This is a genomic window from Psychrobacter sp. DWR1-2-3, assembly GCF_049896465.1.
Lineage (GTDB): Bacteria > Pseudomonadota > Gammaproteobacteria > Pseudomonadales > Moraxellaceae > Psychrobacter > Psychrobacter maritimus.
Genome location: NZ_JAFCUJ010000001.1, coordinates 13,853 through 37,403 on the forward strand (window position 1 = coordinate 13,853; position 23,551 = coordinate 37,403).

Annotated in this window: 18 protein-coding genes; 9 read left to right on the forward strand and 9 right to left on the reverse strand. The window is 42.5% G+C overall.

The features are described from left to right. Positions 1–66: 66 nt before the first annotated feature. Positions 67–312, reverse strand: a complete 246-nt coding sequence (locus ACP7AA_RS00065; RefSeq protein ID WP_426222279.1) for a hypothetical protein — start codon at positions 310–312, stop codon at positions 67–69. Positions 313–783: 471 nt separating this feature from the next. Here ACP7AA_RS00065 and dinB point away from each other — a divergent pair, with 471 nt between their 5' ends. From dinB to infA, 7 genes are all read left to right on the forward strand, one after another. Further along, a complete protein-coding gene (gene dinB / locus ACP7AA_RS00070; RefSeq protein ID WP_426222280.1) occupies positions 784–1,869 on the forward strand; it encodes a DNA polymerase IV in 1,086 nt (361 codons plus the stop codon). 188 nt (positions 1,870–2,057) lie between these two features. After that, a complete protein-coding gene (gene queA, locus ACP7AA_RS00075) occupies positions 2,058–3,332 on the forward strand; it encodes a tRNA preQ1(34) S-adenosylmethionine ribosyltransferase-isomerase QueA (RefSeq protein ID WP_426222281.1) in 1,275 nt (424 codons plus the stop codon). Between the two features lie 111 nt (positions 3,333–3,443). Further along, the gene (locus tag ACP7AA_RS00080; RefSeq protein WP_426222282.1) at positions 3,444–5,105 is read left to right on the forward strand and encodes a type IV pilus assembly protein FimV; all 1,662 of its coding nucleotides are present in this window, start codon (positions 3,444–3,446) and stop codon (positions 5,103–5,105) included. A 51-nt stretch (positions 5,106–5,156) separates the two neighbouring features. Continuing rightward, positions 5,157–6,749, forward strand: a complete 1,593-nt coding sequence (locus tag ACP7AA_RS00085) for a FimV/HubP family polar landmark protein (protein ID WP_426222283.1) — start codon at positions 5,157–5,159, stop codon at positions 6,747–6,749. Between the two features lie 200 nt (positions 6,750–6,949). Continuing rightward, a complete protein-coding gene (locus ACP7AA_RS00090) occupies positions 6,950–8,035 on the forward strand; it encodes an asparaginase (RefSeq protein WP_426222284.1) in 1,086 nt (361 codons plus the stop codon). 88 nt (positions 8,036–8,123) lie between these two features. After that, complete coding sequence (gene truA / locus ACP7AA_RS00095) at positions 8,124–8,963, forward strand: tRNA pseudouridine(38-40) synthase TruA (protein WP_426222285.1); 840 nt, start codon at positions 8,124–8,126, stop codon at positions 8,961–8,963. Between the two features lie 160 nt (positions 8,964–9,123). Beyond that, positions 9,124–9,345 (forward strand): translation initiation factor IF-1, encoded by a 222-nt coding sequence (infA, locus tag ACP7AA_RS00100; protein WP_021814850.1) that lies wholly within the window; start codon positions 9,124–9,126, stop codon positions 9,343–9,345. 505 nt (positions 9,346–9,850) lie between these two features. Here the strand turns inward: infA and ACP7AA_RS00105 are convergent. From ACP7AA_RS00105 to leuC, 6 genes are all read right to left on the reverse strand, one after another. After that, the gene (locus ACP7AA_RS00105) at positions 9,851–10,939 is read right to left on the reverse strand and encodes a L,D-transpeptidase family protein (protein ID WP_426222286.1); all 1,089 of its coding nucleotides are present in this window, start codon (positions 10,937–10,939) and stop codon (positions 9,851–9,853) included. 438 nt (positions 10,940–11,377) lie between these two features. After that, positions 11,378–12,481, reverse strand: a complete 1,104-nt coding sequence (gene leuB, locus ACP7AA_RS00110) for a 3-isopropylmalate dehydrogenase (RefSeq protein ID WP_201628676.1) — start codon at positions 12,479–12,481, stop codon at positions 11,378–11,380. Between the two features lie 225 nt (positions 12,482–12,706). After that, positions 12,707–13,477: a hypothetical protein gene (locus tag ACP7AA_RS00115; protein ID WP_426222287.1), complete on the reverse strand. Its 771-nt coding sequence runs from the start codon at positions 13,475–13,477 to the stop codon at positions 12,707–12,709. Between the two features lie 199 nt (positions 13,478–13,676). Next, entirely contained in the window at positions 13,677–14,327 is a 651-nt protein-coding gene (leuD, locus tag ACP7AA_RS00120; RefSeq protein ID WP_201564702.1) for a 3-isopropylmalate dehydratase small subunit, read from the reverse strand. Positions 14,328–14,374: 47 nt separating this feature from the next. Further along, positions 14,375–14,839, reverse strand: coding sequence for a hypothetical protein (locus ACP7AA_RS00125; RefSeq protein WP_426222288.1), 465 nt, complete (start codon positions 14,837–14,839; stop codon positions 14,375–14,377). Between the two features lie 25 nt (positions 14,840–14,864). Further along, entirely contained in the window at positions 14,865–16,283 is a 1,419-nt protein-coding gene (leuC, locus tag ACP7AA_RS00130) for a 3-isopropylmalate dehydratase large subunit (RefSeq protein WP_201628678.1), read from the reverse strand. 417 nt (positions 16,284–16,700) lie between these two features. Here leuC and ACP7AA_RS00135 point away from each other — a divergent pair, with 417 nt between their 5' ends. Both ACP7AA_RS00135 and putP read left to right on the forward strand, forming a co-directional pair. After that, positions 16,701–17,573, forward strand: a complete 873-nt coding sequence (locus ACP7AA_RS00135; RefSeq protein WP_201564708.1) for a LysR family transcriptional regulator — start codon at positions 16,701–16,703, stop codon at positions 17,571–17,573. 511 nt (positions 17,574–18,084) lie between these two features. Further along, positions 18,085–19,584, forward strand: a complete 1,500-nt coding sequence (gene putP, locus ACP7AA_RS00140; protein ID WP_426222289.1) for a sodium/proline symporter PutP — start codon at positions 18,085–18,087, stop codon at positions 19,582–19,584. Between the two features lie 106 nt (positions 19,585–19,690). On the opposite strand, the gene ACP7AA_RS00145 is transcribed toward putP, so the two are convergent. Next, a complete protein-coding gene (locus ACP7AA_RS00145; protein WP_426222290.1) occupies positions 19,691–21,244 on the reverse strand; it encodes a surface lipoprotein assembly modifier in 1,554 nt (517 codons plus the stop codon). 139 nt (positions 21,245–21,383) lie between these two features. After that, a partial coding sequence (locus tag ACP7AA_RS00150) for a transferrin-binding protein-like solute binding protein (RefSeq protein WP_426222291.1) occupies positions 21,384–23,551 on the reverse strand: 2,168 nt, incomplete at its 5' end.

Here is a 23,551-nt window from a genome sequence, read left to right on the forward strand (position 1 = left end):
GACAAAAAAATAGCCTCTACAATATGAGGCTATTTTATATAGGTGATTTACTACTTATCATGCTACTCAAACATTCACCTCACACTGCGTGAGTGCACTTATCTTGACTGGCACTGCATATACCCAAGTTGTGCCGCAACTACAATAAAAGTAGCCATCTTTAAATGATACGATATAGGCGGTAAAATCGTTACCACAATGATCCATCATTGCTTGCTCATCACTTTCATCATCAACCGCACACCAGACTTGTTTATCACCACGCTCAAGTAGCGCACGCGTCAGATCGCTTCCTGTTATCTCACCATTCATGCCAAGCTCCTTAGCTATGCTGCACTATCGCTAAACCAACTGGCTTTTTGATAGTGGCTCTTTGATAGTGGCTTTTATCCCTGCTCGCTCCCTGAGCATGATATGAGCTATAAAAATCTTTTTTCTACCTATAAATAAAGGCAAAGAAATATTACCCATTTATTTAACTGATATTGACTTCATTAGATACAGTATTATAAAACAATAGCATCAAAACTGTAACATAAAAAATCTTTAATCCTGATAAACGGTATAGATATACCGATTAACGGTAAAGAACTTTTATTCAAACTACAAATAAAATATTAATAATCCTAAATTCATTAGTTGACAAGGTTTACCATATTTTTAAAAATATTTTCATAAACCATTTTAAACCTACTTACAGACACTAAAACGACAGATTATAAAATTAAAGGATTGAAATCAAAGCACTAAAAACAAGCTATAAAATCAGGTAAAATAGTGGCTATGACTGCTCCTACTCAACCTAGCCTTCGTAAAATTATTCATATAGACATGGATGCTTTTTATGCCAGCGTAGAACAGCGCGACTTTCCTGAGCTACGCGGCAAGCCTTTAGTCGTGGGTGGCGACCCCAATGGCCGCGGCGTGGTTGCGGCGGCCAGTTATGAGGTGCGTCAGTTTGGCGTACGCTCCGCTATGTCCTGTTATGAGGCGCGTAAACGTTGCCCCGAAGCCATATTTGTTAGGCCACGCTTTGATGTCTATCGAGCGGCCAGTCAAGATATTCGCCGCATTATGCACAGTTTGACGCCGCAGGTTGAGCCATTATCGTTGGATGAAGCCTATCTTGATGTGACAGGACTGAGCGTGCATCACGGCTCAGCCACACTAATGGCAAATTGGCTACGGGCGCAAATTTTAGAGCAGACAGGACTCAATGCCTCTGCAGGTGTGTCTTTTAATAAAATGCTCGCCAAGATTGCCTCTGATATTAATAAACCCAATGGCACAGCGGTGATCACGCCAGCGGATGCGGATGGGTTTATTAGCACATTGCCGATTGAGCGTTTTCATGGGATTGGCAAAGCAACAGCGAAACGCTTGCATGCGATGGGTATCAGTAAGGGTGCTGACCTACGGCGCACCCCTGCTGCCGTTTTAGTCAATGAATTTGGTAAACGTGGACAGTTTTATCATGACATCGCCCATGGCCGTGACGAACGCCCCGTTAAATCGCAGCGTACGCACAAGTCGGTTGGTTCTGAGACCACTTTTAGGGACAATTTAAGTCATGATGATGAGCTACGCCTACAAATCTATGAGCAAAATGCCGATGCTTTTGAGCAGCTACATAAAAAGCAGCTAGTCGCCTATACCATTACCCTTAAAATCAAATACGCCGATTTTACCCAAGTCACGCGTTCGCACACCTTATCCACGGCTTTTGATAGCGCCGAATCTGCCCATTACTGGCTCGATAAGCTATTTTTAGATATTCCACGTCTGCTGCCTATCCGGCTTGTCGGTGTGACTTTTTCTTCGTTAACGCCTGCCACGCAAATACTGCCGCAGCTAAATTTATTTGAATAAATCATTAAAGTTTTGCAAACAAAGCTATTGGAAACAAAGCCTTAACTTTGTCATACCCTAAGTTCTTGCTTAGGCTATTTTATTTGCCATTCGTCATTTATGAACGGCTAATGCTTAGGAAACCGTTCTTTCATATCCGCATTTCTGCTACAATTGCCTCGAAACTTCTATCTATTGAAAGACCGACTATGACTGACTCTCAACCTATAAACCCAGATATTAACCTCACTGATACGACCAATAACAATGCCGACAAAAACTTCAACAACAGTACTGATAAAAACCTAAATAACGATATTAATAAGACCGATGACGTTTTAGACTATCTTAGTGTTGACGATTACGATTATGAGCTGCCAGACAGCTTAATCGCTCGTTACCCATTGGCGCAGCGTTCGGCATCAAAGTTGCTATATGTAGCTAGAAACAATCAAAAAAATACTGACAGTCAGATTTTAGACAAACAATTTTCTGAGCTGCCCGACCTGCTAAACACGGGCGACCTAATCGTCTTTAACGACACCAAAGTCATGAAAGCACGCTTGTTTGGGCAAAAAGACACGGGCGGTAAGATAGAAGTACTTATTGAGCGTTTGGTTGAGCTATCAGATTTAGATGGCGCGACCTTACATTTACAAACGACAGACGGTGCAACCGTTAGCCAAGAGCATATTGCCCTTTGTCATGTTAAAGCTAGTAAAGCACCCAAACTTGGGCAACGATTGCAGATTGCCGACGGTCATATGCAGGCTGTGATGATTGGTCGCCAAGATAACTTATTTATTTTAGCTTTTGAGGCGTCTATTCTGCCTGATTTAGAGCGTTATGGTGAGCTGCCTATTCCGCCCTACTTTGAGCGCCACGCCGATGCGACTGACAATACCCGTTATCAGACGGTTTTTCATGACCCCGCCAAACTTGCCAGCGTCGCGGCACCGACCGCCAGCTTACATTTTGATGAGCTCGTGTTAGATAAGCTTGCCGCCAAAGGTATTAATACCGCTTTTGTCACCTTACATGTTGGTGCTGGTACGTTTGCCCCGGTAAAAACAGACAACTTGCTCAATCACACCATGCATAGCGAATATGCTCACCTGCCCCAAACCACCGCTGACCTCATTAATCAAACGCATGCCAATGGTAAGCAAGTGATTGCGATTGGAACAACGGTCACACGCGTGCTCGAGACTGCGTATCAAAAAACAGCGGTCAATGGACAAGCGCTTTCTAGTTGGGCGGGTGATACCGATATCTTTATTTATCCAGGCTTTAAGTTTGGTGTTATAGACAAACTGTTTACTAATTTTCATCTGCCAAAGTCTACATTGCTGATGCTAGTCTCAGCATTTGCAGGTAAAGCGGCTATCGAACAGGCTTATCAACATGCTATTAATACCGAATATCGCTTTTTTAGCTATGGTGATGCCATGCTGCTTGATAAAAAGATTCAGTTGCAAGAATAAACATTAAGCAAACAATTAATGCATTGTTCACAACAGCGGTGAAATAAACTGGTAAACTAAACAGTATTTTGTTATAACAACACAGATAACTCTCACTCTAAAGGGCTGCACATGTCTTGTCACTTATCTCATCGCTTGACTACTGTACATCGCTCAGTATCAATGGCGCTGCTTTATTCAGTCGGCTATGCAGCTTTTATGTCTCATGCCCAAGCTGCCACCATTGGCAAGACAGTCATTACCTCAGCGCAGCATGAACCTTTAGCTGCCAGTATTATGGTCACTGATATTAAGACCGCTGATTTTTCGGCAAGTTTGGCGAACTCTACTATTTATCAGCAAATGGGCTTGACGCCAACTGACTCAATGACCGTCCGTTTCCAACCGACGTCAGCCACCAGTGGTCACGTTCTTATCACGACGACCAAACCTGTCTCCAAGCCTTTTGCAGATGTGGTGCTGTCTATTAATGATGGTACTCAGCGCAATGTTATTCCTAAAACATTACTGATGCCTCTAAATAACAGCTTGCCGATTACCCCTACTCAAAGTATCGTTACAGGCGCAAAGAAACCGAACTTACCTGAGGTTTCTACCACGAATGCGCAACCGTTAATTGTTAAAAAGGGTACGCCGCCACCATTATTATTGGCACCTACAGCCGTTATCACGCCTGCCACGCAAAGTACGACTACGGTATATTCTCCTAATAGCTTAGAGAACAGTCGCGTAGATAACGAGCGCTTGAATAATGATGCTGATAAGCAGAGCAATCCTACGATGACAGCTGTCAATCATGCTAATAATCATGCAACAGGAAATCTAGATGGTAGTGCATCTGCTACTGGGCTTACGGATAATCAATTTGATATCTTGAATATCCAGATTACCCGTCAGATACAGCCTAACGTTTCAAACAATACAAGCAATGCAAATAACACAAATATGATGGCTGCCACGCCAACACCTGTTACCCCTTTGCCAACTGCTAAAAACAGTTCAGATGGTGCAGATCTCTATAGCACTACCCCATCTACCCAGATTGCTTCACAGCAAACCCTATCCTCTGGAAATCTATCTACGCTAGGTTCCAATGATAAAGGCGCTAGCATAGCTTCTGCTAATAATGACACGAGCTCTGAGTTTAAATATACAGTACAGCGTAACGATAACTTATGGATCATTGCTCAGCAAATCGCAGAGAAAAACAATCTTGATGTACAAACCGTCATGAACGAGATTCAAACACAAAACCCGAATGCCTTTATCAATAAAAACGCGGATCAGCTAAAAGCCGATGCTCAGTTAAGTTTACCCAAGTATGATGTCGTGCCATCTCAAAAAAAGCTACAGGCCGCTATCAGCGAGCAAAGAAAGCCTAATAGAAAAGCAAATACACCCATAGTTAAAAAACCTGCTGCAGCGAAAGCTGCCTCTAAAATAAAAACTGAGAGTGCTAAAGCGACAAAGCGTACTGAGAAGCCGGTTATAAAGAAAACACAAACCCTGCCAACCGCTCAGTTTTCTGTTCTCGCTCCTGGCCATGATGGTAGCGCAGATGGCACTAAAACTAAGGCGGGTATGGCAACGGGCAACGGGCTTAGCACAGATCTGTTAGATATTCTTAAATCATCACGACAAAGTACCGCCGACCAAGCTCAACGTTTATCAAAGACCAACAGCACGCTTGGCAGTTATACTAAAAAACTGCAATTACAAAACCAAAAACTGGCGGAGCTACAAGCTCGTCTCGAAAAACTACGCAATCAATAATTGCCTAACCGATCAATGCACTATGCTGTGATCGTGGGCGCAGGAGTAACTATGGACAATATGCTATATATTATCGCCGGATTGGTATTTATTGTACTAATAGCGGTTTTGGTCGTGCGTAAAAATAAAGCACAAAAACCATCAGGGCAACCAATTGTAAAGGCAGGAAAAACTGCGCTTAAAGAAGCACCTAGTGAAGCCGACAGCACTAATGACAAAAAATTTAATCCTATTGAGATTGCGCAACGTTTTATGGATCAGCAGCGCTATGACAAAGCCATTGAAACGCTCAATCGCGGTCTCATTGAAAAACCTAATGATAGCCAATTATCTCTTAAGCTGCTTGCGATATATGCCACGATAGATCAATCTGATAACTTTAATAAAGTCTATGACTCTATTAAAACTCATGCTGATGCAAAAAGTATCGCTCAAGCCGATGAATTAAAAGCATTGCTGACTGAAGAACAAAATCAAGCTGCCAAACATGCTCTACCAGCTGAAAATGACCAAGATGCGGGTTTTGAGAGTATCGATTTTGATATCCCTGCAGACAAAGTCGACAGTCAAAACGCCATTATTGATAACCATCTTGATGATGATGCGGTTCAACCTACTGCCTATAGAAGCGACTTAGCAGACAGCTCTGACACCACTTTAGCTCCTTCTAATGATTTCGATAATATCGAGCAAGATTTTGACCTGGGCCTGAATGACTTAGAAAACGATATTAACGAGCCCGCCGCTACTAGCATGACACCGGTTACTGAGCTAGATATCGCTGATGATGACATTTTATCTGCTTCAGCTGTTATAAGCGAAAATGATAATAGTGGCGATAGTAGTGCCAGTGACTCCGATTTTGATTTTGATTTCGACTTAGCAGAGCCGCACGATACGTCTATAGTAGCGCCTACTACCACTCTATCTAATGATACTACATTAGATGACAATGAAGACTTTGTCTTAGATTTGGCAGATTTAGAAATTGAAGCTAGCGATGATAACGTTTATGCTGATGTTGATGAAGTCACTACAGAAGCTATTCAACTAGAGCAAGAAGACCTTACTTTATCTCTCGATAATGTTGATAATATCAATGATATTGATACCTTCAATGCACCAGTTGAAGCAGAGACGGAAATACAGCCATCAAGTGAAACGCCTATTCTTATTGAAGACAATTTTGATGACTTTACTTTTGAAGACAATGCAGCGCAGGAAATAAATGAAGTCCCTCATGAGACAGCAGCTCATGAAACAATAGCTTCTAACACTGCACCAACGACTGTTACGTTCGATGACAATACCCTGATTGATGATGATTTTGACTTTGATTCTTTAACAAGTGCTCCAACAGCGACGACGCCAGTTGAGCTTGCAAGCGAAGTTGAAAACAGTGTTGATAGCGTAGTTACTGCTGAGACTGAGGTTGAAACTGCCGAAGACTTCTCATCACGCTTTGCAGCTGACTTTGATTTCGTCAAAACGTTAGACAGCAATCAAGTCACCTTAGACTTAGCCGGCCAGTATGTACAGCTGGGTGAATATGATAGTGCCAAACGCTTACTCAATGAAGTCATAAGCCAAGGTACGAGGGAGCAACAAAGCCTTGCGCAAGCTCTACTAGATCGCACTGCATAACAAGTAGCACCTTCTCTTATCAGTAAGTATTCTACTATCCTAAGAATACTTGCTGATTTTTTTTGCATTTAAGCTTTATTCTCTCTATTATCATTCACTCTATCATTGCTCATTATTTTTGCTAGAATGCGCCCTAAAACTTAACGGCGCTTTCTGCTCTCATTTCTCTTCACTGTGCTAATACTATGCCCTCCTCTATTATGACAAAGACACGCTCCAATCCTATACGTCTCATTTATGCTGGTGGTACTTTTGGTAGCTACGGGCGACCCTTAGCACCGTTATCGGCAGATATTTTTTTGCCGACCTTGCAATACTTACTGGCTGAGCAAAATAATGCTAATAATCTGCCTCAGGTTTCATGGCTTGATAATACTTTAATTAAAGACAGCAGCCAGCTTACCCCTAGTGACTTTGTACATTTTTATCAGCTTTTGCTATCCGCCTATGCCCAAGGCGACAGGCGGTTTGTGCTTATTACTGGTACGGATACTTTGAGTTATTTAGGCGCGTTTTTAGCAGAGGTTTTTGCTGGTAGTGATATTTGCGTGGTTATCACCGCTAGTATGCGCCCATTATTAGACAGTAACGTGTTGCACTCTTACACCATTGACGCAAATAGCGATGCTTGGGATAACTTCACCGATTCCTTAAAATTGGCGGCGGCTGGTGAATCAGGTATAAAGATTGGTTTTGGCGGCGAGTCTTGGCCAGCGCAGACAGTACAAAAAATTCATAGCCACGATTTGATGGCATTTACCGGTCACTCTCGAGCGGCCTATCCTGCCAATAGTTATATCAAAAGCTTACCAGATACCCGCCGCCAGCACTGGCTAGATGATCAGCAAGAATTGGTCGAATTTATTGAAGCTCGTGCTAAACAAGCACGTATTCATGCCTTATATTGCCTGCCGAACGACACTGAGGTGATGAGCAATCAGCTACAGGCATTATTATCACAGCCGCCTTGTGGGATTATTTTATTAGGTTTCGGCGCAGGCAACGTTCCTTATTCGCCAACGCTAGCAGAAGCACTAGAACTTGCTTATAAAAACGGACACATGGTGGTATGCGCTAGCCAATCCCCATTTGGCGGGGTCAGTGAGAGCTATGCTGCCGGTAGTTGGCAATACGATTATCATGTAATTAGTGGCGGACGTTTAACAATTCCCGCTATTTATGCACGGCTGTTATGGCTATTACTGCGTTATGATAGTCCGGCAAGACGCCGTCAACGTTGGCTCAACAATGTCAATCAGCCAAGTACCACCATCAAAAAACGCTAGACTAGCGTTGAATATGCTTACTTTATAAGCGCCAATACTAGAATATCCAATACTAAAATATCCAATAACACCCATGTCCGAGATTAACATGTCCGAGATTAATAGCATCGAAGCTAAGGCTCCGCCAACCTATACATTAGCCATCGCCATTGAATTTTTGGGTACGCATTATCATGGTTGGCAGCGGCAACGAGAAGTATTGGGCGTACAGGAAGCGTTAGAGACGGCTATCGGTAAAGTCGCTAATGAGACGGTAGAGGTCGTCGCCGCTGGTCGTACCGATGCAAGCGTGCATGCCAGCAATATGATTGCCCATTTTACCACTCATGCCTATCGTCACCCTCATAACTGGCTGCGCGGCGTCAACAGCTTATTGCCCGATGATATAGCCCTACGCTGGGTACAGCCGATGCCTGACGACTTTCATGCCCGTTTCGGGGCCATTGCCCGTCGTTATCGCTATATCACGCTCAATCAAGCCCAGCGCCCTGCTATTTTAAATCACCAAGTGACTCATATTTATGAGCCGCTGGATTTAGCAGCGATGCAAGTAGCGGCGGCTGATATCGTTGGTACTCACGATTTTAGCAGCTACCGTGCTGCTGCCTGTCAGTCTAATCAGCCCGTCCGCTCAGTCAGTCATGCAAGACTCTTTGCCCACGGTCAATTTATTGTTTTTGACATTCAGGCGGATGGCTTTTTGCATCATATGGTACGTAACCTCATGGGCACTTTATATGCCATTGGTCGACACGAATTGCCGCCCGCAGCCTTTTTGGATATTTTAGCCAAAAAGGATCGTACGATTGCGCCGCCGACAGCTTCTGGGGATGGCCTATACTTTATTAACGCCTATTATCCTAAGCGTTTTCAACAATTACTGCCCGATGCGCCCTTAACGCCTATTTGGCTCAACCTACCCGATTAAGCTAATATAAGCGGGCATAGTGCTTATCTACTACAGCCCCTCGTTAAAAGATAACATACATATCACTTACAGGCTGTCAAGCAAAAATCAGGTTCCGTATTGCTTTAATCCGCTAAGTTACGTATAATATGGGCTTATTTTTAATTGATTGATACAAATTATGGCAAAAGACGATATTATTGAATTTGAAGGCGAAGTCATTGATACCCTTCCAAATACATTGTTTAAAGTTCGTTTAGAAAACGGACACGAAATCATTGCGCACATCTCAGGTAAGATGCGCAAACATTACATTCGCATTTTGACTGGCGATAAAGTTAAGGTTGAGATGACGCCTTACGACTTATCAAAAGGTCGCATTACTTACCGTGGTAAAAACTAAATTCTTATTGGCTAAAATGGTTATAACAGCATTAATATAAATGCTTGAGAGGTTTAACTGATAATAATAATGATACTGCTAGCCTACTCATTATTGCCTATCATATTTTAGTCTATTAATATTGTTTTTTGCTTTTACCATAAAAAATACCGCTACTTTTAGCGGTATTTTTTTGTCTTCATTTTAAGACCGAAATCTTAGGACTTAATTGTTTTCTTAATAACGACTTTTCAATAGCCGTTTTTAAATAACGGTTTTTAAATAACAACCTATAAATATAGTGAATTCACTTTGCAACCGATATAGTCAATCTTAAATAAAATCAGTACAAGTATTATAACGCGCTACTGGTATTCATTTTTCTTGCTTGCTGTGCCTACGCAGACAGAGGCTGCGCAAAAAGAATACCAATAGCTCTGTGTTCATTTTATACCAGTCGCACGTAACTATTAGCGTATCTAGCGCATCGATTTTATTGCTAACCAACTATAGCGATAGTGATGACTTATTTAAACTCAACGGTTGCACCATTTTGAATCACACCTAACAGTGCAAGCGCGTCCCAGTTAGTCAAGCGTATACAGCCTGCTGATGCTTGACGGCTGATACGGGCAGGATCTGGTGAACCATGAATACCGTATGAAGGCTTACTCAGCCCTATCCATACCAGCCCGACTGGATTATTAGGACCTGGTGGAATGATAGCTTTGCTACCATCATTGCCTGTGTAGGTATAATTAGGCTCATGTACCTTTACTTCTACCGTATGCGTCCCTGTTGGCGATGGCGTCGCTGTGCTACCTACCGTGGTCGGATAGCTGGCAATTAAGTTATTTTTATCGTCATAAGCGTATAACGTTTCGGTCGCTTTGTCAGCAACGACACGGCTCACAGGCTTGGTATTAGGATTGCCTGGGTTATAAACGGTAATGGTTTCGCCGGCGCTGAATCTAGCATTAGGATTGAGCGCTTTAAGGTATTTTTCGCTCATATGGAACTTTTCTGCTAAGCCTTCCGTCACGCTTTCATAATACATGCCATCGAGCTTGGCTTTGGCTTCTGCGCCAGCGGGAATGGTAGTGGTTTTAATATTGACATCCGCTTCACTCAGCTGATAACGAACCAATACTGGCTGTGTCGTCAGCTTATCATTTTTAGTCAATGCCTGCCAAGTCTCGTTATTTAAAGTATCAGTTACCGTCAAGCCATTGGCTTTTTGAAACGCTTGCATAGCTTTGATGGTGTTTTTACCCCAATATCCATCAACTGCACCAACGCCATTTTGGTTCCAGTTTAATAGAGCTTGCAGCTTGGTAGTAGTCTCACGATCTCTCTTCATTCCTTGTTTCCAAGTAGCACTATTTACCTTTTGCGCCTGCACTGGCAAATTTTCAGTGGTATATTTAATCGTTGGTAAATACTTATTTAACGACGCGGCAGCTTTACTGTTACCGGCAACTTTTTGACTGACGCCATTGGTTACTGGGCTAATATCCTTAGTATTATCAGTAGCAGCAAAGCTTGGGCTCATCAATAGAGCCGTTGATAAACCAAACGCCGCTAAGGCACTACTGACTTTTGTTACCTTATACATGTAAAACTCCTAGAATTATAATTGATGTTCTTTTTATTAGAATTTAATGAGAAATTTACTATTAAAGCCCTTTGCTTATAAAAACCTTATTTAAAGCTCAATGGCTAGAGCTTAATAGTTTTTAAATTATTATGATGTCATACAGAAATATTACAGATAAATAACCCTTACTTTAATGAGCTAGTAAGCTACTTATAGTGACAGATCGGCGTGTGAGGATATAACAGCTTTGTGTTAATTAAACCTATGTCCTGCGGTAGCTGTGTTAAAAAAAGGCTTTTTTTGCGACTATCTGGGTAAGTCTGTTACGGTGCATAAATGAGCCGTATGGGCACAAAAAAACCCATAACTTGCTTGGCAAATTATAGGTATATCATGCTTAAGTTTTAAAAAATCATTAGGATGTAGAAATATCAGCTTTTATTAAAGCTGTTTTCATTAGACCAACTTGGCCAATACCGCCTGCCCCATTTCTTGACAACCTACTTGTTTGAGTCCTGTCTCGCTACGATCGAGGATATCAATGGTACGTAACCCGTCGTCAAGTACGTCACTGACTGCTTGCTCAATCGCTTGCGCGGCAGCTTCTTGTTTAAAGGTATAACGCAGCATCATTGCCACAGATAAAATGGTCGCCAATGGATTGGCTTTATCTTGACCAGCTATATCAGGGGCTGAACCATGGCAAGGCTCATACATGCCTTTACCCGCCTCATCGAGGCTCGCCGATGGCAGCATACCGATAGAACCAGTCAGCATCGCCGCTTCATCAGATAAGATATCACCAAACATGTTGCCTGTGACCATTACATCAAACTGCTTAGGGTCTTTAATCAGCTGCATACAAGCATTGTCAGCATACATATGCGATAACGCCACATCGTTATAATCCGCTTGCTGCATCTCAATCATCGTCTGCTTCCACAGCTCGGTGACTTCTAAAACATTGGCTTTATCTATTGAGCAAACCTTAGCTGGCGTACCTGCTGCTTGTGCACGAGTTTTCGCCAATTCAAAAGCGACTTTACCGATGCGTTGAATTTCACTAGTGCTATAAACCATGGTGTTATAGCCTTGCTGCTCACCATTCGCTAAGGTACGAATACCGCGCGGCTCACCAAAATAAATACCACCGGTTAATTCACGTACAATCAGCAAGTCTAGACCCGAGATAATCTCAGGCTTAATGCTTGAAGCATTGACAAGCTGCGGATAAAGTTTGGCTACGCGCAGATTGGCAAACAAACCAAGCTCACTACGAATTTTAAGTAAGCCACGCTCAGGGCGTTTGCTACGCTCAATACCATCCCACTTAGGACCGCCAACCGCACCTAATAACACCGCATCTGCTGCACGCGCACGTTGTAGCGTTTCTTCTGGCAATGGTTCACCCGTGGCATCAAACGCCACACCACCGATTAATCCAGATTCAAGGGTTAAGCCTAATTCAAACTTATTATTGACAGCATTAAGCACATCAACGGCTTGAGTCATGATTTCAGGGCCAATGCCATCGCCTGCTAATGTTAAAATCGTTGCCATACTGATCCTTGTGAGTAAATGGTTAAGTAAATATTCTTTATGGAATTGATGTTTATGCTACTAATACTTATGGTATTGCTATTTAGGGTACTGCTAACAAGCTTATAAGAGTCTGTTAAAAAATGACTTCTTGTGCAATGTGTTACACAAGAAGTCAGGGTCTATCTGTTTAAATAAGTTTCTTTAAATAAACTTCTTTAAATAAGCTTCGATGTAAACGCTTTTTTATGAAACTTTGGCTTTTACTTTCTTATTTGCTAGTGGCTTTGATGGCGACTGAGTAGGTTCAGCTTTAACAACACGAGTTTCTACAAACTCTCCTTGATGCTCAGCCCCTATCTCTTTGCAAAAGCGGCGCTCGACACTATTGCCTTGATATAGCTCAACACATAATGGCTCTGGCGAAGCGCTATCAAGCAAACTGCCTGAGTTGTTGCTAGACTTTTTTTGATAAGCGCGCAGCTGATAGGTTCCTGCCTCAGCAAAATCGTGAATCATCGCGAAACGCTCGACATAGCCCACGTTATTTTCTGGATAGAAATTAACTTGTACCTCACGTTTACCAGGCTTTACTCGCGCATAATAATTGGTTAGCCCAGGCATAGCAGATGCTGACAAGGGTACAATTTTTATCGCTTTTTTATGAGTAAGCGGCGTCATATCCATCGCCATTGGCGCTTGTCCATGCTTATTACCAGTACGGCTCTTACCGTTTGCATTCACCGCTTGCATCGCAACCAGCATGGGAGGATTAAGAGGCTCATGAGTATCACTACCTATAATGCGCGTCTGGTCAATGCGGGCAATTTCGCAATGATAAGTACCGACACAGGCAATATTTACTTCACCGGCGACAGGGGTTATTTTCCCAGTCCATACCTTGGCATTTTCTGCCGAGTCTATTTGTTGATAACCCGTCAATACCTGACAGCCAGATAATAATAAACTTGCGGCAATAGCCGTACTTGTCCATACAACAAAGCGTGTTTTATTCATAATGGTGGCTACTATTTATGAGGTAGAAATTACGATAAGGTAAAAATACATTATCATTCATTTTAGCCACTTAATTACCATAACTCAACGCTGTATTAGCGTTGAGCACTTTTATATGTTGAATAATATTTTCTACTAAAAAAATTTTATCAGTCCTTTGAATACTAAGGACTATTCTCTAATAGCTATCCTTTAATAGCTATGCTCTAACGTCATTAAATATCCAAGGCGTTTTTTGCATCATTTTATGCTCATAGTCTTTAATCGCATCGCTTTGCTGTAAAGTCAGACCGATATCATCAAGACCATTTAGCAAGCAATGCTTACGAAACTCATCGACCTCAAAAGCATACTCTTCACCGCTTGGGGTAATAACCACTTGACGCTCAAGGTCGGCGGTCAACTCATAGCCTTCATTGGCAAGCGTTGCTTTCATCAAGGTATCAACGATGGCTTCATCTAAGACGATTGGCAGCATGCCATTTTTAAAGCAGTTATTATAAAAAATATCAGCAAAGCTTGGTGCAATGATAGTACGAAAGCCGTATTCTGAAAGCGCCCAAGGCGCATGCTCACGGCTCGAGCCACAGCCAAAGTTTCTGCGTGCCAGCAATATGGTTGCGCCTTGATAACGTGGCTGATTCAAGACAAAGTCTGGGTTAATCACGCGGGTGCTATTGTCTTGACCCGGATAACCTTCGTCGAGATAACGCCAATCATCAAATAAATTGACGCCAAAGCCGGTACGTTTAATAGATTTTAAAAACTGCTTGGCAATAATTTGATCGGTATCGACGTTTGCGCGATCGAGCGGACAAACGATACCGGTTTGGGTGTTATAAGCTTGCATAAGATTTCCTTAAAATATCGATTACTAACGTAAAATTCTCTGGCTGATTAATACAGCTTAAAAGAGCGTGCCATTTGCTTAACTATCTTAGTCATCCTATCTTTTTCACTCTCAGGATAGTTCAGATGTAATACTGCTTCCTGACCATCCTTAACTTTAATAACATGATAAAAAACTTGACCGTCTTTTCTATAGCCGCTTGCTGTATAGGTTTTGTCTTTTAACAGCTCGTAAGTAACTGTCATGCCAGCTTTATATTGATGCTGCTTCTCTTTTAGATAATCACTATCTGTATAAAAGAAAACAATTGGTGTATTACTCCCAAAGACCAAAATAGTGGCATCAGAGTTGGGTAACTTAAAATGACGACCATCACCATTATCTGCCTCAGGCAACCATGTCAATTGATTTGGCACATCGACACAATAGGCAAATCTTCCATTACAGTAATCACGAGCCATCGCTAGCTGAGAGCTACCCAATAAGCAAAATAAAATAAACAGCATTTGCATTTTTATGCTCTATAGAAATGCAAAGTTAAAACGTGCGTACATCGACAAAGTGACCAGCCAAAGCTGCTGCTGCTGCCATCGCTGGGCTGACCAAATGCGTGCGACCGCCATTACCCTGACGACCCTCAAAGTTACGGTTAGACGTTGAGGCACAATGCTCTTGCGGCTCAAGCTTATCGGCATTCATCGCCAAACACATAGAGCAGCCCGGCTCGCGCCACTCAAAACCCGCTTCCGTGAACAAAGCATCTAAGCCTTCTGCTTCTGCCTGCAATTTCACTTGACCAGAACCTGCAACAACAATGGCTTCTTTAATATTATCGGCAACTTTACGACCTTTAATAACCGCTGCTGCATCACGTAAATCTTCGATACGTGAGTTGGTACATGAACCAATAAAGATACGGTCAAGCTGGATATCGGTGATTTTTTGCCCAGCTTCTAAACCCATATAAGTATAAGCACGCAACCAGCCTTCTTCTTGCGCTTCATCAGCCGCTTGGTCAGGGGTTGGCACCGACTGAGTGATATCAACGACCATTTCAGGTGAGGTGCCCCAAGAAACCTGCGGTGCTATCTCGCTACCATCAATCTCAACCACGGTATCAAATACGGCGTCATCATCTGAGTACAAGGTGCGCCAATAAGCTTCCGCTTGCTCCCACTGCTCCTCAGTCGGTGCATAAGGACGGCCTTTCACATACTCAATGGTCGTATCATCGACAGCAACCATGCCGACGCGTGCGCCCGCTTCAATCGCCATATTACAGACGGTCATACGACCTTCCATGCTCATGTCTTCAAATACTTGCCCAGCAAACTCAATCGCATGCCCCGTCCCGCCCGCAGTACCGATTTTGGCAATGATAGCAAGCACCACATCTTTTGACGTCACGCCAGCACCAAGCTTACCGGTGACCCGGATTTGCATATTTTTTGATTTCTTTTGAATCAAACACTGGGTTGCCAATACATGCTCAACTTCTGAGGTGCCGATACCGTGTGCTAAGCAGCCAAGAGCACCATGGGTGGCGGTATGTGAATCACCGCAAACGACCGTCATACCAGGCAAGACTAAGCCTTGCTCAGGACCGACCACATGCAAGATACCTTGACGCGCATCATTAATGGTAAATTCAGCGATATCAAACTTGGCACAGTTTTCATCCAAGGTCAGTACTTGTAAGCGCGATACTTTGTCTTTGATACCAGCCACGCCTTCTGAGCGCTCTTTGGTGACCGTTGGTACATTATGGTCAGGGCTTGCGATATTAGCCGACAGACGCCACGGCGCACGATTGGCAAGCTCTAAGCCTTCAAATGCTTGCGGGCTTGTCACTTCGTGTAGCAAATGGCGGTCGATATAAATCAGGCTCGAACCATCATCGCGCTTGGTGACTTCGTGAGCATTCCAAAGTTTGTCATATAACGTTTGACCGGCCATGTTGCTATCCTTTTTTAGTTGCTAATTTCTGAATGACTGCTTTAATAATGAGTGAGTGACAAAATATTTTTGTCTACTGACGCACTTTAATTTAATACTTGGTTAATACCTGGTTATTTATTTATGTTTTATAAAGCCTGATTAAGACGTTATAGGCACAAACAATAAACACAGATATTTTATAATATTTATCCTCTATTGCATTAATGGCTACTCAAAATACGCCATATACTGCCAATCATGACGTTAACAGAATAAATATGTGACAATACGTCTAGATGTCTTGTGATTATAGCAGGCTAATCCTATAATAATAATTGATGATTTTTGCATAGTCACAAACTTTTATTTCTAATTCATTATGATTAGGCTAGCCAACTTTTATTTATAGCTCGTTATGTAGCTAAGGACATCGGTGTGAATACCACAAATTTGACGACATTTGTCACTGTTATGAAGACAGGCAGCATCTCAGGTGCAGCAGAAAAGCTATTTATTACTCAGCCTGCGGTCAGTAAGCGCATCAAAAATTTAGAAGATGAGTTTAATATTACCCTATTTGATACGGTTGGTCGCGGCATTGTACCGACGCAAGCCGCCAGTGAAATGCTGCCTCATGCCAAACGCTGGCTTGAAGATTATGAAAACTTTAAAATTAATCTACAGCATTCGCAACATATCGTCTCTGGAAAATTGGTGATTGGTACCAGCCATCATATCGGCTTGCATCACCTAGCCCCTGTGCTTAAGCATTTTATCCAAGCTTATCCTGCCGTACAACTAGAAGTGCATTTTGTCGATTCAGAAACTGCCCATAAAGCGGTGCTCGATGGCGATTTATCATTGGCATTTTTAACGTTGCCGCCCGTCTATGATAAGCGTTTGACCTATCATACCTTATGGTCAGATCCACTCTACTTTATGACTGGCACCTTATCGCCTTTAGCGACAAAATCCAATGTGACGCTCGAGCAATTGGCACGCTACCCTGCAATCTTGCCATCTGCCAATACCTTTACCAGTCAGATTACCTTAGCGGAATTTGCTAAGCACAATCTAAAACCTTACGCCACTATGAGCACCAACCCGCTTGAGTCTATTCGGATGTTGGTTTCTGTTGGGCTTGGCTGGTCGGTATTACCACAAACGATGGTCAGTCAGGATTTAGAACGTATTGATATGGCAGATAATATCGAATTGCAACGTTATTTGGGCGTGGTCATCAATCCAAAACTAACACAATCTAGCAGCGTGACGGCATTATTAGAGCTGCTAGCGCCCATTGAATAGAGATTAGGTAGACTTTTTAACAATATTGGCTAAAAGAACTGCGTTATTTAGCAAAATAGCGCATTCGCATTTGTGCCACTCATACGTTATAATACATTTGACGTTGTTTAGATAACATAAATTTACCTTAAGCACACTGATAGTCATATATTGAACACTTCTAGTAATATATGATAGTAAACAGTAGGTTTAGTGGTTTTAAATGATTGGTTATATAAACGACTGAGATTTATACATGATGAGCAGATGCGAGCGATGAGATTATAAAATCGACAGATGTATATGCCGTTTGCGTTGAATCATGACTTTATAGATAGCAGTCCTAGAACAGCATCAATCATATAAAACTAACAGAAGATTTTGAATAAAAGCCATTATGTCCTACTTAATGGCTTTTTTCGTCTTTAGATTCTTTCATCTTAAGACATTGTTTTCGAGCAGCGTCTTGTAAGACCTAATTTTTATCATTCAAAATAATGACAGCCAATTATGTTGGTTAAGGACAGTTTATATGAACGGAGTTTCTAGTGGCGTGATGATATCACTTGGCGCCTATTTCTTAGTGATGATTGGGATTGGCATTTATGCTTATTTTAAGCAAGCCAATGATACTGAAGGCTATATGCTTGGTGGTCGTAGTTTAGGCCCTGCAGTCACTGCCTTATCAGCAGGCGCATCGGACATGTCAGGCTGGTTACTACTTGGTTTGCCAGGTGCTATGTACGCTGACGGTGTCGTCAGTGCATGGATTGCCATTGGTTTAACCTTGGGTGCTTTTCTAAACTATCTTATCGTGGCACCGCGCCTTCGTGTTTATACCGAAGTCGCTGACAACGCCATCACTTTGCCAGATTATTTTGCCAACCGCTTTGAAGACAAGTCGCATTTGCTACGTGTCATCTCTGCCGTGGTTATTATCTTATTCTTTACCGTTTATACCGCCGCAAGTTTAGTCGGTGGTGGGAAACTTTTTGAAAGCTCGCTCAACCTTTCTTATAGTACAGGTCTATGGGTAACCGCTGGTGTGGTCGTTGCTTATACGCTATTTGGTGGTTTCTTGGCGGTATCGATGACTGACTTTGTACAGGGTATCATCATGCTGTTTGCCATGGTGATTGTGCCTATTGTCGCCTTGACCGACCTTGGTGGTGTGTCGGCGACGACCAATGCTATTAAAGCCATTGACCCTAGTATGCTAGATATCACTAGCGGCATGACGGTACTCGGAATTGTATCGCTACTCGCTTGGGGGCTTGGTTATTTTGGTCAGCCGCATATTATCGTCCGTTTTATGGCCATTCGCTCAGTAAAAGATATCCCCACTGCGCGTAATATCGGTATGAGCTGGATGATTATCAGCCTTATCGGTGCTTGTGTGACAGGTATCGCTGGTCGCGCCTATGTACAAAAAACGGCAATGACATTAGACGACCCTGAAACCATCTTTTTGGTATTCACCCAGTTCTTGTTCCATCCACTGGTATCGGGTTTCTTATTAGCCGCCATTTTAGCCGCTATTATGAGTACGATTTCCTCGCAATTACTCGTGGTATCAAGCTCATTGACTAAGGATGTTTATAAGCTATTCTTTGATAGAGATGCGCCAGAAGCGCGTCAAGTATTGGTTGGTCGACTCTCAGTTGTCGTGGTTGCTGTAGTCGCAATTCTACTTGCTTCGAACCCAGAAAGTTCTGTACTCAGCTTAGTATCTAACGCTTGGGCAGGATTTGGCGCAGCATTTGGACCACTGGTTATTTTCAGCCTTACATGGCGTCGTATGAACCGTAACGGTGCCGTTGCTGGCATGGTCGTCGGTGCATTGACTGTTATCTTATGGGTTTATGGTCCTTTCCAGATGAATGGCGTGCCATTAAACAGCTGGTTATACGCGATCGTTCCAGGGTTTATCTTAAGTACTATCGCTATTTTTGCCGTGAGTATCATGACTGGTGGTCCAAGACCTTCAGTAGCGGCGAAGTTTGAAGAGATGGAAATGAACTTAGATAGATAAGTAGTTTTTATTTATTATTGTATGATAAAAAAACCTCGCTAATTGGCGAGGTTTTTTATTATTAGCGTTTTATACGTAGTAAACGTATTTAATTAAAATGGTTTAACTAAAAGGTTTTCGTTAATAGTACTGTCGCTGATTTTTCATCACGGTCGTCATAATAGGCAAAGTTACTAGAAGTGGTATCGTAATCAAATACCAATCTTGGCGTTAAGCCAAGCACAGTGAAATCGCGCTTCCATACTTGTAGACCCAGTGAGGTGGTTTTGTCTTCTCTTCTGGAGCCTGGCTCTCCGCCTACAGCATTATAATAACCTTTCCAAGCGCCACTACCTGCTGGATAGGCATCGGCAGGATCTTCATACTTCTTAATACCATAGCCTGCTGACGCTAGTGTTGAGATACCTCGCTTCCACTCACGCCCCCAACCGACATTCACCGAGTTACGATCATAGCTAATAATACTCGATTTGGGCACATCATTTTGATAGTTACCTAGACCACCATAAAAATACTCTTTGGCATCTTTAATATAAAAGGCATTTAAGCCCAAAAACTGACCATCTGTTTCACGGTTCTGATTGTCATCATCTTCAAAGGTCTCTTTTGATAAAATACCGGTTGCCGTTAGTTTGAGCTTTGGTTTAACCCAGCGCGAGCCACTCACGGTCACGCCTTTACGTAAGCTATAGGCTTCTTCATCATAATATCGCTTAGTCACAAACGGCGTGAGCGAGACATCATTTTTGGCATCGTCATAACCGACACCAGCGGAAGCTGTAAATAAGTAATCATTGTAGTCCGTCTCATCCCAATAACCCTTTAAAGACGCATTTCCGCCCACGGTGGCATAAAAGTTATCAGGTAGATTAAAGCGTTTGTTTGCACTGCCAGATACCTGAATGCCGTTGGCTGACTGTTGCTCAATCGAGCGTCCTAAATCAGATTGAATAGACTTAGAGGGTGCGTCATTAATATTATTATCTCTCACATAGCTGGCAGAGGCATTAAACTGCCATTTCTCTGAACTATTAATTTGAGCTAACGAGTTTTGAACTCTCGCCATGACAGGGGCTGGTAAATCAACCGACTGAAGTTTTAGAAATTGCTCTTTTGCAGCGGCATACTGCTTATCTGCTTGCATGGCAATTGCCATATTTAAACGTACGGGATGGAAATCTGGATCTGCTGCTAACATCTCACGATAGATTTCAATGGCTTGTTTGTTTTTAGCTTCACTGCGATATATTAGGGCGTCAGCAAACTTAATGAGCATAGGATCATTGGTTTCCAACGCTTTATAGTGCGGCAATATCTGTTTAACTGTCACCATATCTTGCGCAGCTAAAGCATCATTTAAGAACTTGCTAAACGCGGCTGGATTGGCTTTTAAAGCTTCTAAATTATAAGCAGTAGCGGTAGCGAGTTGCTGACGACTTCTAATAGCGCGTTGTGCTTCTGTGTCAGTGACAGTGGTTGAAGGAGCCGTAGGGTCTGCCACGGAAGTTTGACTCTCGCGCCTTAAAAGTTCATCAGCTTGGTTAAGCTCAGGCTCTATCTCTGGTAAATCCTCTGGCGCAGCCATTGATGGGAGAGAAAATGCCATCATCGATAGCAAAACAGAAGCAGCGAGAGGGTTGCGCATATATTGATTATTCATGGGTATCCTTACCTCGGTACGATCACTAATTTTCTAAACATTTTTCCAACTTTAGTTATCCTAAGGGATTTTAATGCTTTAAGCGAGCAAAAAAGCGTCCTAAGACGCTTTTTTGTTTGTTTTATACAGTCATATTACTTTATTGCTTTTCGGCACCAAAGGTTCCTTGGAAAGTTGTACCAGTTCCTGGCGTAGTTCCAGTTCCAGGTACGCTACCAGGTTGTGCTTCTTGGTAAATACCACCTAAGAACTTAGCATCTTCACCATAGAAACCACCTGAGGTTGCAATATTATCTTTACTACCAGCAAAAGTATTTCCACTGATATCAGCACTAATACCAATATTTTTATTAATATCAGCAAACTTTAATGTCCCTGTTAATGAATCGTTCACAAAATCAACATTAAAATCAGATGTACCATTAACCACTGGAGTATTTAGCGCGCCTGAACCTAAATGTAGATTGTCCATATAGGTTGCAACACCCGCGTACTGAACTTTACCTTCTGTAGGCATGTTCTCAGTTGCTTCACCCATGACGTAAACATTGGTATAGCGTGATTTTACTCCACCAAATGACCCTTCTTTACGCATGTCACCATACACATGACCGATTTGCATTTGCGAGTCGAAGTTCTTATAAACAGACTGGTAATCGTATTTTAAATCAATCTTACCAAGAATAGATTCAACTTTACCAAAGGTCGCTGTACTCGTATCTTTAGATTTTTTGAAACCATCATCGAGTGATATATCATCAGATTTTACCAGTGTCAGTTTCGACGCTTGTCCGAACTTACCTGGTTTAGTGATATCTAGACGACCAACAAGTTGGTTGTAATTCGGTAGATTATCTGTATTAGTATCAACAATCATTACTGGATTGGTATCTTCACCAGAACCTGTGGTGGTATTGAATGTATCGTTATCCCTTACAAATTGACGATAACCAATAGCATTTTCTGTTCCAGTTCCCGCTACACTGCTGATGGTGTTACTCATAACACCTGTTATGGCTTTAGGTGTTGGCGTTGGTTCAGAACTAGAACCTGCTTTGGTGGCACCATAAGTTCCTTTACCATCAGCAACTTGATATACACCGCCTAATAGCTTGGCATCTTCACCATAGAAACCACCTTTAGTATCAACACCATTCCAGTTACCTGCAAAGGTATTGCCGCTGATTTCGGCTTTAATCTTTTTCTGACTAACATTCGAACCATCAAATGATAACGTACCATCTAACTGGCTATCAACAAAGTCAACTTTAAACTCTGAAGTTCCTATGATTGGGTCATGACCAATGATTTCTTCTTTACTATTACCGATATAGCTAGCCACACCTTTATAGTTCACTTTACCGTCATTGATTTTGTTATCAATATTGTACTGTGATAGAGTTTTCATGTATTGCATGTCATCAACATTTGTACTGTTACCCTGTACATATATGTTCGATAACTTAGATAGTTGGATTAAATTGGCTGGGCCTTTAAGATCTCCATATACATGACCAATTTGCATTTGATTGTCAAAGCTTTTATAAGTGGACGTGTAATTTAGCTTATTGTCCCACGTACCACCAATTTGCTTGAGAGAGCTCTTCTTAAAACCCTTTTCGTAGTCTCGGTCATCTGTACTTCTTAATGTGACATTCACAGGTTGTTTAAAATAACTTGATCCAGTCTCATTAAAAAGAGCTGTGTAGGTATCGTAGCTCGCAGAAGTATTTGCGCTCAAACCACTATTGTCGTCTTTTGCAATACTATTTTGGAAGCCAGTAACTTTAGTATTTGCAGCAACTGTCGGGTTGGTTGGTGCTGGCGGTAATTGCTGTGCCGCTGCAAGAGCATCTTCTGCAGCTTTCGCTCTAGCTTCAGCTTCTAATTTTTCTTTTTCCGCTTCATCGGCACGTGTTTGAGCTTTAGCTGCCTGCGCTTTAGCATCAGCCACTTGTTGATTGGCTTCTGTTACTTTCTTGTCGGCTTCCGCTTTAGCGTCACCAACGGCTTTGTCGGCCGCCGCTTTGGCTTTTAGGGCAGCGTCTTCTGCAGCAGCTTGGGCTTGTTCAGCAGCAAGGCGTGCGGTCTCTGCGGTGGCAGCCGCTGCTAGAGCAGCCGCTTCGGCGGCTTCTGCCGCTTCCGCTCTTGCTAAGGCGGCAGCAAGACCACCGTCTCCGGTACCGGCATTTGCTAAGGCGTCTTCTGCTTTTTTCAGGGCCTCTTGGGCTTTAACGGCATCCGCTTGGGCTTTGTCTGCAGCAGCTTGGGCGGCGGCGGCTTGGGCTTGGGCAGTGTCTTTGTCAG